Origin of the sequence: Alcanivorax quisquiliarum (assembly GCF_023051175.1) — a bacterium.
Taxonomy (GTDB): Bacteria; Pseudomonadota; Gammaproteobacteria; order Pseudomonadales; family Alcanivoracaceae; genus Isoalcanivorax; species Isoalcanivorax quisquiliarum.
In genome coordinates this window covers 110,808-121,667 of the sequence record NZ_JALKII010000009.1, presented here as the reverse complement: position 1 = coordinate 121,667, position 10,860 = coordinate 110,808, and the positions used below count along the sequence as shown (strand labels likewise).

Below are 10,860 nucleotides of genomic sequence, written 5' to 3'. Positions count from 1 at the left end.
ACCGTGAAGCTGATCGCGCCGATCGCCATGGAAGACGGCCTGCGTTTTGCTATTCGTGAAGGTGGCCGTACTGTCGGTGCCGGCGTGGTAGCAAAAATTCTCGCCTGATGCAGATTAAAGCAGGTCAGGGGCTTGCCCCGAGCCTGCTTCTTCTGTAAGATTCGCGCCCTCTCCGCCCCGAAATGGCGGGGAGGCCGAACCAACCGGGGCATCGTTCCCGGGACTGATTTGCTACCCACCGCCTTCCGAGGAAGGTCGGGCGGGTTTTTTGCCATCTGAAGTATGGTTTGAAACAGTCTGGAGTTTGTTAGCTATGGCTAACCAGAGAATCCGTATCCGGCTCAAGGCCTTTGATCATCGCCTGATCGATCAGTCCGCCCAGGAGATCGTCGATACGGCAAAACGCACCGGTGCGCAGGTTCAGGGGCCTATCCCGCTGCCGACGCGCAAGGAAAAATTTACGGTGTTGGTTTCGCCGCATGTGAACAAGGATGCGCGAGATCAATACGAGATCCGTACCCACAAGCGCCTGGTGGATATCGTCGAGCCCACGGACAAGACCGTGGATGCGCTGATGAAACTGGATCTGGCTGCTGGCGTGGACGTGCAGATCAGCCTGGGATAACGGCACGCCGCGGTGTGGCCGTGGCTGGTTGTGAAGAGGTAGACAATGGCTATTGGTGTAGTCGGTCGGAAGTGCGGCATGACTCGGGTCTTCACCGAGGATGGCGCCAGCATTCCAGTAACCGTCATCGAGGTGAGCCCGAACCGGATCACCCAGATCAGAACCGAAGAAACGGATGGCTACCAGGGGGTGCAGGTCACCACTGGCGAGCGCCGCGCTTCCCGCGTAACCCGTCCTGCCGCCGGGCATTTTGCCAAAGCTGGTGTCGAGGCTGGTCGTGGTGTGTGGGAGTTCCGGGGCGAGCCGGGCGAGCTGGCTGCTGGTGGCGAGATTGCTGCTGACGTGTTCGAAGCGGGTCAGACCGTAGACGTTACCGGTATCTCCAAGGGTAAAGGCTTCCAGGGCACTATCAAGCGCTGGAACTTCAGCGGTCAGGACGCTACCCACGGCAACTCCTTGTCTCACCGTGTGCCGGGTTCCACTGGCCAGAACCAGAGCCCTGGGCGCGTGTTCAAGGGCAAGAAAATGGCAGGTCATATGGGGGCCGAGCGTGTCACTGTCCAGAACCTGGAGGTGGTGCGTGTGGATGCCGAAAAGAATCTGCTGCTGATCAAAGGCGCGGTACCTGGCGCAGCTGGCGCTGACGTTATCGTCCGCCCGGCAGTGAAGGCGAAGGCCTGAGAGAGGATATAGAGGATGAATCTCAATACTGCCTCTGGAGGAACTGTTTCTGTGTCTGAGGTCGCCTTCGGGAAGGACTTCAACGAGCCGCTGGTGCATCAGGTTGTTGTGGCCTATATGGCTGCCGGCCGCCAGGGTAGCAAGGCGCAGAAAACTCGTTCGGAAGTAAGTGGCGGCGGCAAGAAGCCGTGGCGCCAAAAAGGTACTGGTCGTGCGCGTGCGGGCACCATCCGCAGCCCGATCTGGCGTGGTGGTGGCGTGACATTCGCAGCCAAGCCGCGTGATTACGAGCAAAAGGTCAACCGGAAAATGTATCGTGGCGCGCTACAGTGCATTTTCTCCGAGTTGGTCCGTCAGGAGCGTTTGGTGGTTGTCGACGACTTCAAGGTCGAGGCACCGAAAACCAAGGCGCTGCTGGAAAAACTGAAGGCGCTGGATCTGGCCAACGTGCTGATTGTGGCGGATGAAGTGGACGAGAACCTGTTCTTGTCTGCCCGCAACCTGCCGCACGTTGATGTGCGCGATGCCGCTGGTATCGACCCTGTCAGCCTGATCGCTTTTGAAAAGGTGCTGGTGACTGTGCCGGCGCTGAAAAAGCTTGAGGAGGCGCTGGCATGAACCAGGAGCGTATCTTCAAGGTGCTGCTGGCACCGCACGTATCCGAAAAGGCAAGCATTGTCGCCGAGAAGGCCAATCAGGTCGTCTTCAAGGTGGCTCGGGATGCTTCCAAGCTTGAGATCAAAAAAGCTGTCGAGAAGCTGTTTGATGTCAAGGTCGAGTCAGTGCAGACCGTGAACGTCAAGGGCAAACAGAAAGTGTTTGGCCGGGTTCAGGGCAAGCGCAGCGACTGGAAAAAGGCTTATGTCTCTTTGCAGGCAGGCCAGGACATCGATTTTCTGGCGGCAGAGCAGGGGTAATCAATCATGGCGATCGTGAAGTGTAAGCCGACTTCTCCTGGCCGCCGCTTTGTGGTCAAGGTGGTGAGTGGAGAGCTGCATAAAGGTGCTCCCTACGGGCCGCTGACCGAAAGCAAGGCGAAGAATGGAGGCCGGAACCATAACGGCCGGATCACAACCCGTCACAAGGGTGGTGGTCACAAGCAGAAGTATCGTCTGGTCGATTTTCGTCGCAACAAGGACGGCGTCAATGCCGAAGTTGAGCGTCTGGAATACGATCCGAACCGTTCTGCACATATTGCATTGCTGAAATACCTGGATGGTGAGCGTCGTTATATTCTGGCGCCGAAAGGTATCAAGGCAGGTGACGTGGTGCGCTCCGGGCAAGATGCGCCGATCAAGACCGGCAACGCATTGCCGCTGCGCAACATCCCGCTGGGTTCCACGGTGCATAACGTGGAGATGCGCCCGGGCAAGGGTGGCCAGCTGGCACGTTCGGCGGGCACCTCGGTGCAGGTGCTGGCGAAGGATGGCCACTATGTGACTCTGCGCCTGCGCTCCGGCGAAATGCGCAAGGTTCATGCGGAATGTCGTGCAACGCTGGGCGAGGTGTCAAACAGCGAGCACAGCCTGAAGTCTTTGGGCAAGGCGGGCGCGGCCCGCTGGCGCGGCGTGCGTCCGACGGTTCGTGGTGTTGCCATGAACCCGGTGGATCACCCGCACGGTGGTGGTGAGGGTCGTACCTCTGGTGGTCGTCATCCGGTTACTCCGTGGGGCGTGCCGACCAAGGGCCACAAGACCCGCACCAACAAGCGTACCCGCAAGATGATCGTTCGCGATCGTCGTGCGAAGTAAGAAGAGGATTAGCCCGTGCCACGTTCACTGAAAAAAGGTCCTTTCGTGGATCACCATCTTCTGAAGAAGGTGGAGGAAGCGGTGGAAGCTAACTCCCGCAAGCCGATCAAGACCTGGTCGCGCCGCTCCATGATCATTCCCGAGATGGTCGGCCTGACCATCGCGGTGCACAACGGCAAGCAGCACGTTCCTGTGCTGGTGTCGGAACATATGGTTGGCCACAAGCTGGGCGAGTTCGCCCTGACCCGCAACTATCGCGGGCACATTGTGGACAAGAAGTCCAAGCGTTAAGGGTGGGTGAATAACCATGGCGACTGAAGTTGCAGCCCGCCTGCGCGGGGCAAGAATCTCGGCACAGAAAGCGCGTCTGGTAGCAGACCAGGTGCGTGGTCTGAAGGTTGAAAAGGCACTTAACGTGCTGGCGTTCAGCCCGAAGAAAGCCGCCAAAATTGTGAAGAAGGTGCTGGAGTCCGCAATCGCCAACGCGGAAAACAACGACGGCGCTGATGTGGATGAGCTGAAAGTGTCCACGATTTTTGTGGACGAAGGGATGTCGCTGAAGCGCATCAAGCCACGTGCCAAAGGTCGTGCTGATCGCATCACCAAGCGCACCTGCCACATCACCGTCAAAGTGTCGGAAGGCGAGGAGTAATCAGATGGGTCAGAAAGTTCATCCGGTCGGCATTCGCCTGGGTATCGTCAAGGAGCACAACTCGCTCTGGTACGCGAACCCGAAGCAGTACGCCGACTATCTGGTTACCGACCTTGAAGTGCGTGAGTACCTGCACAAACGCCTGAAGAATGCATCGGTAAGCCGGATCAAGATCGAGCGCCCGAGCGAGAACGTGCGGATCACCATCAGTACGGCACGCCCCGGCATCGTGATCGGCAAGAAAGGTGAAGATGTAGAGCGCCTGCGCCGTGAAGTAGCAGACAAGATGGGTGTGCCGGTGCACATCAATATCGAGGAGGTGCGCAAGCCCGACGTCGATGCCCGTCTGGTCGCAGAGAATATCGCCGGGCAGCTTGAGCGCCGGGTAATGTTCCGCCGGGCCATGAAGCGCGCTGTGCAGAATGCCATGAAGGCAGGCGCCGAAGGTATCCGGGTTCAGGTATCGGGCCGCCTGGGCGGTGCAGAGATCGCACGTACCGAATGGTACCGTGAAGGCCGAGTGCCACTGCATACCCTGCGTGCGGATATCGACTATGCGAGTGTGCGTGCAGAAACCACCTACGGCACCATCGGTGTCAAGGTATGGGTCTTCCGTGGAGAGATTCTGGGTGGTATGGAACAAGCCGCCGCACAGGAAGAGAAGCAGACCAAGGCGCCGAGAAAGCGCGGCGGCCGTGGCTAAAGGGTAGCGAACGATGTTGCAGCCGAAGCGAACCAAATTCCGCAAAGTCATGAAGGGCCGTAACCGCGGCCTGGCACAACGGGGCAGCAAGGTCTCTTTCGGGACCATTGGGCTGCAGGCAGTCGGCCGTGGCCGTTTGACCGCACGCCAGATCGAGGCAGCCCGCCGTGCCATGACCCGTCACATCAAGCGTGGCGGCAAGATCTGGATCCGGGTGTTCCCGGACAAGCCGATTACCAAGAAGCCGCTCGAAGTGCGGATGGGTAAAGGTAAAGGTGGTGTCGAGTACTGGGTGGCGCAGATCCAGCCGGGCAAGATGCTGTACGAAATGGAAGGTGTGGCAGACGACGTGGCACGTGAAGCGTTCCGTCTGGCTGCGGCCAAGCTGCCGTTCAGCACCCGCGTCGTGATCAGAACGGTGATGTAAGCCATGAAAGCGAGCGAACTCAGAGAAAAGAGCGTTGAAGCGCTGCAACAGGATCTTGAGAGCCTGTTCGAAACGCAATTCAAGCAGCGCATGAAGCAGGCCTCCGGCCAGCTTTCGAAAACGCATGAAATCGGGGCGGTCCGTCGTGACATCGCGCGCGTGAAGACCATCCTCAGAGAGAAGCAGGGTAAATAGTCATGGCTGAAGCGAATCAGAAAACGAAGCGGACGGCCACCGGCAAGGTGATCTCGAACAAGGCCGAAAAGACCATCACTGTTTTGGTCGAGCGTCAGGTGAAGCACCCGCTGTATGGCAAGTTCATTCGTCGTTCCACCAAGCTGATGGCACATGACGAAGAGAACCAGTGCCGTGAAGGTGATCTGGTCACCATTGAAGAGTGCCGGCCGTTTTCCAAGAAGAAGACCTGGAAACTGGTTAGCGTTGTAGAACAGGCTCAACAAGCCTGACCTGGCGTTGCTGAGGCTGCCTGCAGAGGCAGGAGTTGGAGAGATAAAGCCATGATTCAGACCGAAAGCATGCTTGAAGTGGCCGATAACAGCGGTGCGCGCCGGGTACAATGTATCAAGGTGCTGGGTGGTTCCCATCGCCGCTATGCCGGCATCGGTGACATCATCAAGGTCACTGTGAAAGAAGCCATTCCGCGTGGTCGCGTCAAGAAAGGCGACGTGATGAACGCAGTGGTGGTGCGTACGCGTAAAGGTGTGCGTCGCCCGGATGGCTCAGTAATACGTTTTGATGAAAATGCCGCGGTCCTGTTGAACACCAACAAGGCACCGATCGGTACCCGGATCTTCGGCCCGGTGACCCGGGAGCTGCGTACCGAGCAGTTCATGAAGATTATTTCCCTGGCACCTGAAGTTCTGTAAAGGCGGGTGAAGGTAATGCGCAAGATCAAGCGAGATGACGAAGTCATCGTAATCGCCGGAAAAGACAAAGGTAAGCGTGGCAAAGTCACGAAAGTGCTGGCCAACGGCCGCCTGGTGGTTGCCGGCGTGAATATTGTCAAGAAGCACATGCGAGCGAATCCGCAGCGTGGCGTTCAGGGCGGTATTGTCGAGAAGGAAGCCAGTCTTCACCACTCCAATGTGGCGATCTGGAATCCTGCCTCGGAGAAAGCCGACCGCGTGGGCTTCCGGGTCGAAGACGGCAAGAAAGTCCGTTTCTTCAAGTCCAATGGCGAAGTAGTCGGCGCCTGACAGGTTGGGTAAAGCATGAGTACTCTGAAAGAGCTGTACAAAAAAGAGGTTGTGCCGAAACTCATCGAGGAGTTCGGCTACAAGAACGTCATGGAGGTGCCGCGGATCACCAAGATCACCCTGAACATGGGTGTGGGTGAGGCTGCCCAGGATCGCAAGATACTGGATGGTGCACTGTCCGATATGACTGCGATCTCCGGTCAGAAGCCGATCGTGAACAATGCGCGTAAGTCCGTGGCAGGGTTCAAGATCCGTGAAGGCTGGCCGATTGGTTGCAAGGTTACTCTGCGCCAGGCGCGGATGTACGAGTTCCTTGGCCGTCTGATCGACGTGGCGATTCCGCGAGTGCGTGACTTCCGCGGGCTGAACCCGAAGTCGTTTGACGGTCGTGGCAACTACTCGATGGGGCTGCGCGAGCAGATCGTGTTCCCGGAGATCGAGTACGACAAGATCGACAAGCTGCGTGGTCTGGATATCACCATTACCACGACGGCCAAGACTGACGATGAGGCTCGCGCACTGCTGCGCGCCTTCAACTTCCCGATGAAAGGCTGAGGAGAGCTGTCATGGCAAAGACCTCGATGATCAACCGGGAGCAGAAGCGCGCCAAACTGGTTGCCAAGTATGCTGCCAAGCGTGCCGAACTGAAAACGATCATTCACGACCCCAACGCTGAAGCGGAAGCCAAGTGGGACGCACAGGTGCAGTTGCAGAAGCTGCCTCGTGACTCCGCTCGTGCACGCCAGCGTAACCGGTGCCGCATCACCGGCCGTCCGCACGGCGTATACCGTAAGTTCGGTCTGGGTCGGAACAAACTGCGGGAAGCGGCCATGCGCGGTGATGTGCCGGGCCTGGTGAAATCCAGCTGGTAAGAAGCCTGCAAAGGCATGAGTAGCGGAGCGACAGCAGCATGAGCATGCAAGATACCCTGGCGGATATGTTTACCCGTATTCGCAATGCGCAGATGGCGAAGAAGACGAAAGTGGATATCCCTTCTTCCACCGCCAAGGTGGCCATTGCCAAGGTGTTGCAAGACGAAGGTTATATTGGTGATTACGCGGTGAATGGCGAACAGGCCAAGCCGGTACTGACCATTGAGCTGAAATATTATGAAGGCCAGCCGGTGATCGAGAAGATCAAGCGGGTGAGCACACCCGGGCTGCGTATCTATCGCGGTGCGGGCGATATCCCGAAGGTAAAGGGCGGCCTGGGTGTGATGATCGTATCCACCAACCAGGGCTTCATGAGCGATCGCGCGGCGCGCAAGGCCAATGTTGGCGGCGAGCTGATCTGCGAAGTGTCCTGATAAGGCATAGACGGGTTAGGTGCAGCAATGTCAAGAATAGCGAAAAATCCGATCAAACTGCCGCAGGGCGTCGAAGTCAAGATCGACGGCCAGCGTGTAGCCATCAAGGGCGGCAAAGGCGCGCTTGAACATGTGCTGCACGACATGGTGACCGTGGCGGTTGAAGATGGCGTCCTTACGGTACGTCCGCAAGAAGAGTCGCAACAGGCATGGGCCTTGTCCGGCACGACGCGTTCTCTGCTGGACAACATCGTAACTGGCGTTTCCGCGGGCTTCGAGCGCAAGCTGGAGCTGGTCGGCGTAGGTTATCGTGCCCAGGCACAAGGCAAGGTTCTGAACCTGTCGCTCGGTTTCTCCCATCCGGTTGCTTACGAGCTGCCGGAAGGTGTTACAGCAGAAACCCCGACACAGACAGAAATTGTCCTCAAGGGTATCGACAAGCAGTTGATTGGCCAGGTGGCCGCCAACGTTCGCGCGTATCGTCCGCCCGAGCCCTACAAGGGCAAAGGTGTTCGCTATGCAGGTGAGCAGGTGCGCCGTAAGGAAGCCAAGAAGAAATAACCGTCGAGACTGAAGACATGACAGACAAGAAAGTAGCACGTCAACGTAGAGCAAAACGTACCCGGATGAAAATCCGTGAACTGGGCGCGCTTCGTCTTTGCGTACACCGCACTCCGCGTCACATCTATGCTCAGGTGACGACGGCAGAAGGTGATAAAGTGCTGGCCAGCGCATCCACGGTCGAGAAAGAGTTGCGTGCGAGCGCCACCAGTAATGCAGAAGCCGCCGTGGCGGTAGGCAAGCTGATTGCCGAGCGTGCCAAGGCCGCTGGCGTTGAGCGCGTTGCCTTTGATCGCTCCGGCTTCAAGTTCCATGGCCGGGTCAAGGCGCTGGCCGATGCCGCGCGTGAAAACGGGCTTGAATTCTAAGGGTACAGGTTATGGCGAAAGTTGATCCCAACGAAGGTCTGCAGGAAAAGCTGGTTCAGGTGAACCGCGTGGCCAAGGTAGTAAAAGGCGGGCGTATCTTTGCTTTTACCGCGCTGACCGTGGTGGGCGATGGCAAGGGCAAAGTAGGCTTCGGCCGTGGCAAGGCGCGTGAAGTGCCGGCTGCGATCCAGAAAGCACTGGAAGCTGCCCGCCGTAACATGATCCAGGTGGATCTGGATGGCACCACCATTCAGCACCCGATCAAGGCGCGGCACGGTGCCTCCAAGGTGTACATGCAGCCGGCCTCTGAGGGTACGGGCGTAATTGCCGGCGGTGCCATGCGCGCCGTGCTGGAAGTGACCGGTGTGCAGAACGTACTGGCCAAGTGCTACGGGTCTACCAACCCGGTAAACGTGGTACAGGCAACATTCGAAGGTCTGCGTTCCATGACGTCGGCGGAGCAGATTGCTACAAAGCGCGGCAAGAGCCTCGAAGAAATCCTGAACTGAGTCTTGCGAAACAGGCGGAAGCAGAAAGATGGCGGCTAACAAGATCAAGGTAACCCAGACGAAGAGCTCCTCTGGCCGGCTGGAAAAGCACAAGGCCTGCGTACGGGGCCTCGGGCTGCGCCGTATCGGCCACACCGTCGAGGTGGAAGACACACCTTCGGTGCGTGGCATGATCAATAAAGTCTCGTACATGGTGCGAGTGGAAGGAGAATGACGATGCGTCTGAACGAACTGAGCCCGGGCGCGGGCGCCCGTCCGTCCGGCAAGCGCGTCGGTCGCGGCATCGGCAGTGGCCTGGGTAAAACCGGTGGTCACGGTCACAAAGGTCAGACGTCCCGCTCGGGCGGCACCGTCAAGCCAGGTTTCGAAGGCGGTCAGATGCCGTTGCAGCGTCGCCTGCCGAAATTCGGTTTCACGTCGCGCAAGGCAATGAGCACTGGTGAAGTGCGCCTGGCCGAGCTGGCGAAGATCGACGGCGATGTGGTGGATCTGGACGCGCTGAAGAAAGCCAACGTGATTCGCGGCGACATGCGGCGTGCAAAGATTGTACTGAGCGGTGAACTGAACCGTGCACTGACCGTACGTGGTGTTATGGTTACCCGTGGTGCCCGCGAAGCGATCGAGCAAGCCGGCGGGAAAGTCGAGGAATAAAAGGCAGTCCTACATGGCCAAGAACCGTGCACAGACACTGAGTCAGAACACACCCGACGGGTCCGCGATGAGCGGCCTGTGGCGCCGTATCGGCTTTTTGCTGGGGGCGCTGGTGGTGTTTCGGATCGGCGCGCACATCCCGGTACCGGGGATCAACCCGGATGCGATGGCGCGTCTGTTCGACCAGAACCGCGACACAGTATTGGCAATGTTCAACATGTTCTCCGGGGGGGCCCTGGAGCGCATGAGTATTTTCGCGCTGGGTGTGATGCCTTATATCACCGCATCCATCGTGATCCAGCTGCTGACGGCGGTAAACCCGACCCTTGAGCAGCTGCGCAAGGAGGGCGAGCAGGGCCGTCGCAAGATCACCCAGTACACCCGATATCTCACGGTCGTGCTGGCGTTGATCCAGTCGTTTGGTGTGGCAGCCGGGCTATACAGCCAGAATGTCACCCTGGTGCCGGTGAACCCCGCCACCATGGACATCTTCTCGTTCTACTTTGTGGCGGTGACGTCGCTGGTGACCGGTTCGGTGTTCCTGATGTGGCTGGGCGAGCAGATTACCGAGCGCGGCATCGGCAACGGCATCTCGATGCTGATCTTCGCCGGGATTGTTGCCGGCCTGCCCGGTGCGGTGGCGCAGACCTTCGAGGCAACGCGCCAGGGCGAGATGAATCTGCTGATCATGCTGGCAGTGCTTGTGATCGCCGTGGCGGTAGTCTTTGCAGTGGTGTTCTTCGAGCGTGGCCAGCGTCGGATTACGGTGAACTACGCACGCCGACAGCAAGGCCGCCGGATGTATGCAGCGCAGCAGAGCCATCTGCCGCTGAAAGTGAACATGGCAGGGGTTATTCCGGCGATTTTCGCCAGCTCGATCCTGCTGTTCCCGGCATCCATCAGCCAATGGTTTGCGGGCAGCGGTGACAGCTGGTGGGCGAACGCGATGCGTGTCACCACCGATGCGCTGATGCCGGGTTCGCCGCTGTATATCCTGCTGTTTACAGTAGGCATTGTGTTCTTCTGCTACTTCTATGCGGCGTTGATGTTCAACCCCAAGGATGTGGCGGATAACCTGAAGAAGTCGGGTGCCTATATTCCGGGCATTCGTCCGGGCGAGCAGTCTGCCCGGTACATCGATACAGTCATGGGCCGCCTGACACTGGTTGGTGCAACCTACATGACACTGGTGTGCCTGATGCCGCTGTTCCTGCAAGGTATCTGGAACGTCCCGTTCTATCTTGGCGGCACGTCCCTGCTGATCGTGGTGGTTGTGGTCATGGATTTCTGGGCGCAGGTGAATGCCCAGCTGATGTCCACCCAGTACGAAAAGCTGATGAAGAAAGCGAATCTGAAAGGCTATGGCGGCACCGGCCTGGTGCGCTGAGGCAGTCGTAGCGGGCGTAGTA

General features: G+C 58.5%; 23 protein-coding genes. All 23 read left to right on the top strand.

Annotated features, from left to right (window positions below; genetic code table 11):
- On the top strand, nt 1-108 hold a 108-nt coding region (locus MU846_RS14665; RefSeq protein ID WP_306799406.1), incomplete at its 5' end, for an EF-Tu C-terminal domain-related protein.
- A gap of 205 nt (nt 109-313) precedes the next feature.
- Nucleotides 314-625: a 30S ribosomal protein S10 gene (rpsJ, locus tag MU846_RS12710; RefSeq protein WP_008739947.1), complete on the top strand. Its 312-nt coding sequence runs from the start codon at nt 314-316 to the stop codon at nt 623-625.
- A 45-nt stretch (nt 626-670) separates the two neighbouring features.
- Nucleotides 671-1,306 carry a 50S ribosomal protein L3 gene (rplC, locus tag MU846_RS12705; RefSeq protein ID WP_246953325.1) on the top strand — a complete coding sequence of 212 codons (636 nt, stop codon included), beginning with the start codon at nt 671-673 and terminating at the stop codon, nt 1,304-1,306.
- 15 nt (nt 1,307-1,321) lie between these two features.
- Complete coding sequence (rplD, locus tag MU846_RS12700) at nt 1,322-1,924, top strand: 50S ribosomal protein L4 (protein ID WP_246953322.1); 603 nt, start codon at nt 1,322-1,324, stop codon at nt 1,922-1,924.
- The gene (gene rplW, locus MU846_RS12695) at nt 1,921-2,223 is read left to right on the top strand and encodes a 50S ribosomal protein L23 (RefSeq protein ID WP_246953320.1); all 303 of its coding nucleotides are present in this window, start codon (nt 1,921-1,923) and stop codon (nt 2,221-2,223) included. The genes rplD and rplW overlap by 4 nt, the downstream gene beginning before the upstream one ends.
- A gap of 6 nt (nt 2,224-2,229) precedes the next feature.
- Complete coding sequence (rplB, locus tag MU846_RS12690) at nt 2,230-3,057, top strand: 50S ribosomal protein L2 (protein ID WP_246953318.1); 828 nt, start codon at nt 2,230-2,232, stop codon at nt 3,055-3,057.
- Nucleotides 3,058-3,072: 15 nt separating this feature from the next.
- Nucleotides 3,073-3,348 carry a 30S ribosomal protein S19 gene (gene rpsS / locus MU846_RS12685; RefSeq protein WP_246953316.1) on the top strand — a complete coding sequence of 92 codons (276 nt, stop codon included), beginning with the start codon at nt 3,073-3,075 and terminating at the stop codon, nt 3,346-3,348.
- 16 nt (nt 3,349-3,364) lie between these two features.
- Complete coding sequence (gene rplV / locus MU846_RS12680) at nt 3,365-3,709, top strand: 50S ribosomal protein L22 (RefSeq protein ID WP_246953314.1); 345 nt, start codon at nt 3,365-3,367, stop codon at nt 3,707-3,709.
- 4 nt (nt 3,710-3,713) lie between these two features.
- Nucleotides 3,714-4,412, top strand: a complete 699-nt coding sequence (gene rpsC, locus MU846_RS12675; RefSeq protein ID WP_246953312.1) for a 30S ribosomal protein S3 — start codon at nt 3,714-3,716, stop codon at nt 4,410-4,412.
- A 13-nt stretch (nt 4,413-4,425) separates the two neighbouring features.
- Nucleotides 4,426-4,839: a 50S ribosomal protein L16 gene (gene rplP / locus MU846_RS12670; protein ID WP_246953310.1), complete on the top strand. Its 414-nt coding sequence runs from the start codon at nt 4,426-4,428 to the stop codon at nt 4,837-4,839.
- A 3-nt stretch (nt 4,840-4,842) separates the two neighbouring features.
- Nucleotides 4,843-5,034 (top strand): 50S ribosomal protein L29, encoded by a 192-nt coding sequence (gene rpmC / locus MU846_RS12665; protein ID WP_246953308.1) that lies wholly within the window; start codon nt 4,843-4,845, stop codon nt 5,032-5,034.
- Between the two features lie 2 nt (nt 5,035-5,036).
- The gene (rpsQ, locus tag MU846_RS12660; protein ID WP_246953306.1) at nt 5,037-5,306 is read left to right on the top strand and encodes a 30S ribosomal protein S17; all 270 of its coding nucleotides are present in this window, start codon (nt 5,037-5,039) and stop codon (nt 5,304-5,306) included.
- A 51-nt stretch (nt 5,307-5,357) separates the two neighbouring features.
- Entirely contained in the window at nt 5,358-5,726 is a 369-nt protein-coding gene (gene rplN, locus MU846_RS12655; RefSeq protein ID WP_246953304.1) for a 50S ribosomal protein L14, read from the top strand.
- Between the two features lie 15 nt (nt 5,727-5,741).
- Complete coding sequence (gene rplX / locus MU846_RS12650; RefSeq protein ID WP_246953302.1) at nt 5,742-6,056, top strand: 50S ribosomal protein L24; 315 nt, start codon at nt 5,742-5,744, stop codon at nt 6,054-6,056.
- A 15-nt stretch (nt 6,057-6,071) separates the two neighbouring features.
- The gene (gene rplE, locus MU846_RS12645) at nt 6,072-6,611 is read left to right on the top strand and encodes a 50S ribosomal protein L5 (protein ID WP_246953300.1); all 540 of its coding nucleotides are present in this window, start codon (nt 6,072-6,074) and stop codon (nt 6,609-6,611) included.
- 11 nt (nt 6,612-6,622) lie between these two features.
- Nucleotides 6,623-6,928, top strand: a complete 306-nt coding sequence (gene rpsN / locus MU846_RS12640; protein ID WP_246953298.1) for a 30S ribosomal protein S14 — start codon at nt 6,623-6,625, stop codon at nt 6,926-6,928.
- A gap of 38 nt (nt 6,929-6,966) precedes the next feature.
- A complete protein-coding gene (rpsH, locus tag MU846_RS12635) occupies nt 6,967-7,362 on the top strand; it encodes a 30S ribosomal protein S8 (protein ID WP_246953296.1) in 396 nt (131 codons plus the stop codon).
- A gap of 27 nt (nt 7,363-7,389) precedes the next feature.
- On the top strand, nt 7,390-7,923 hold the full coding sequence (rplF, locus tag MU846_RS12630; protein WP_246953294.1) for a 50S ribosomal protein L6: 534 nt from the start codon (nt 7,390-7,392) through the stop codon (nt 7,921-7,923).
- A gap of 17 nt (nt 7,924-7,940) precedes the next feature.
- A complete protein-coding gene (gene rplR, locus MU846_RS12625) occupies nt 7,941-8,291 on the top strand; it encodes a 50S ribosomal protein L18 (protein ID WP_246953292.1) in 351 nt (116 codons plus the stop codon).
- 11 nt (nt 8,292-8,302) lie between these two features.
- Nucleotides 8,303-8,800 carry a 30S ribosomal protein S5 gene (gene rpsE / locus MU846_RS12620; RefSeq protein WP_246953290.1) on the top strand — a complete coding sequence of 166 codons (498 nt, stop codon included), beginning with the start codon at nt 8,303-8,305 and terminating at the stop codon, nt 8,798-8,800.
- 28 nt (nt 8,801-8,828) lie between these two features.
- The gene (gene rpmD / locus MU846_RS12615) at nt 8,829-9,014 is read left to right on the top strand and encodes a 50S ribosomal protein L30 (RefSeq protein WP_246953288.1); all 186 of its coding nucleotides are present in this window, start codon (nt 8,829-8,831) and stop codon (nt 9,012-9,014) included.
- A gap of 2 nt (nt 9,015-9,016) precedes the next feature.
- Nucleotides 9,017-9,451, top strand: a complete 435-nt coding sequence (gene rplO, locus MU846_RS12610) for a 50S ribosomal protein L15 (RefSeq protein WP_246953285.1) — start codon at nt 9,017-9,019, stop codon at nt 9,449-9,451.
- A 13-nt stretch (nt 9,452-9,464) separates the two neighbouring features.
- Nucleotides 9,465-10,838 (top strand): preprotein translocase subunit SecY, encoded by a 1,374-nt coding sequence (secY, locus tag MU846_RS12605; protein WP_246953284.1) that lies wholly within the window; start codon nt 9,465-9,467, stop codon nt 10,836-10,838.
- The last annotated feature ends 22 nt before the right edge of the window (nt 10,839-10,860 follow it).

What these genes read in the sequence shown, in the direction of transcription:
- rplC (WP_246953325.1), top strand. Translation starts at nt 671, where the DNA reads ATGGCTATTGGTGTAGTCGGTCGGAAGTGCGGCATGACTCGGGTCTTC.
- rplW (WP_246953320.1), top strand. Translation starts at nt 1,921, where the DNA reads ATGAACCAGGAGCGTATCTTCAAGGTGCTGCTGGCACCGCACGTATCC.
- rplF (WP_246953294.1), top strand. Translation starts at nt 7,390, where the DNA reads ATGTCAAGAATAGCGAAAAATCCGATCAAACTGCCGCAGGGCGTCGAA.
- rpsC (WP_246953312.1), top strand. Translation starts at nt 3,714, where the DNA reads ATGGGTCAGAAAGTTCATCCGGTCGGCATTCGCCTGGGTATCGTCAAG.
- rpmD (WP_246953288.1), top strand. Translation starts at nt 8,829, where the DNA reads ATGGCGGCTAACAAGATCAAGGTAACCCAGACGAAGAGCTCCTCTGGC.
- rplE (WP_246953300.1), top strand. Translation starts at nt 6,072, where the DNA reads ATGAGTACTCTGAAAGAGCTGTACAAAAAAGAGGTTGTGCCGAAACTC.
- rpsJ (WP_008739947.1), top strand. Translation starts at nt 314, where the DNA reads ATGGCTAACCAGAGAATCCGTATCCGGCTCAAGGCCTTTGATCATCGC.
- rpsQ (WP_246953306.1), top strand. Translation starts at nt 5,037, where the DNA reads ATGGCTGAAGCGAATCAGAAAACGAAGCGGACGGCCACCGGCAAGGTG.
- rpsN (WP_246953298.1), top strand. Translation starts at nt 6,623, where the DNA reads ATGGCAAAGACCTCGATGATCAACCGGGAGCAGAAGCGCGCCAAACTG.
- rplV (WP_246953314.1), top strand. Translation starts at nt 3,365, where the DNA reads ATGGCGACTGAAGTTGCAGCCCGCCTGCGCGGGGCAAGAATCTCGGCA.
- rpmC (WP_246953308.1), top strand. Translation starts at nt 4,843, where the DNA reads ATGAAAGCGAGCGAACTCAGAGAAAAGAGCGTTGAAGCGCTGCAACAG.
- rplX (WP_246953302.1), top strand. Translation starts at nt 5,742, where the DNA reads ATGCGCAAGATCAAGCGAGATGACGAAGTCATCGTAATCGCCGGAAAA.
- secY (WP_246953284.1), top strand. Translation starts at nt 9,465, where the DNA reads ATGGCCAAGAACCGTGCACAGACACTGAGTCAGAACACACCCGACGGG.
- rpsE (WP_246953290.1), top strand. Translation starts at nt 8,303, where the DNA reads ATGGCGAAAGTTGATCCCAACGAAGGTCTGCAGGAAAAGCTGGTTCAG.
- rplO (WP_246953285.1), top strand. Translation starts at nt 9,017, where the DNA reads ATGCGTCTGAACGAACTGAGCCCGGGCGCGGGCGCCCGTCCGTCCGGC.
- rpsH (WP_246953296.1), top strand. Translation starts at nt 6,967, where the DNA reads ATGAGCATGCAAGATACCCTGGCGGATATGTTTACCCGTATTCGCAAT.
- rplD (WP_246953322.1), top strand. Translation starts at nt 1,322, where the DNA reads ATGAATCTCAATACTGCCTCTGGAGGAACTGTTTCTGTGTCTGAGGTC.
- rplP (WP_246953310.1), top strand. Translation starts at nt 4,426, where the DNA reads ATGTTGCAGCCGAAGCGAACCAAATTCCGCAAAGTCATGAAGGGCCGT.
- rplB (WP_246953318.1), top strand. Translation starts at nt 2,230, where the DNA reads ATGGCGATCGTGAAGTGTAAGCCGACTTCTCCTGGCCGCCGCTTTGTG.
- rplR (WP_246953292.1), top strand. Translation starts at nt 7,941, where the DNA reads ATGACAGACAAGAAAGTAGCACGTCAACGTAGAGCAAAACGTACCCGG.
- rplN (WP_246953304.1), top strand. Translation starts at nt 5,358, where the DNA reads ATGATTCAGACCGAAAGCATGCTTGAAGTGGCCGATAACAGCGGTGCG.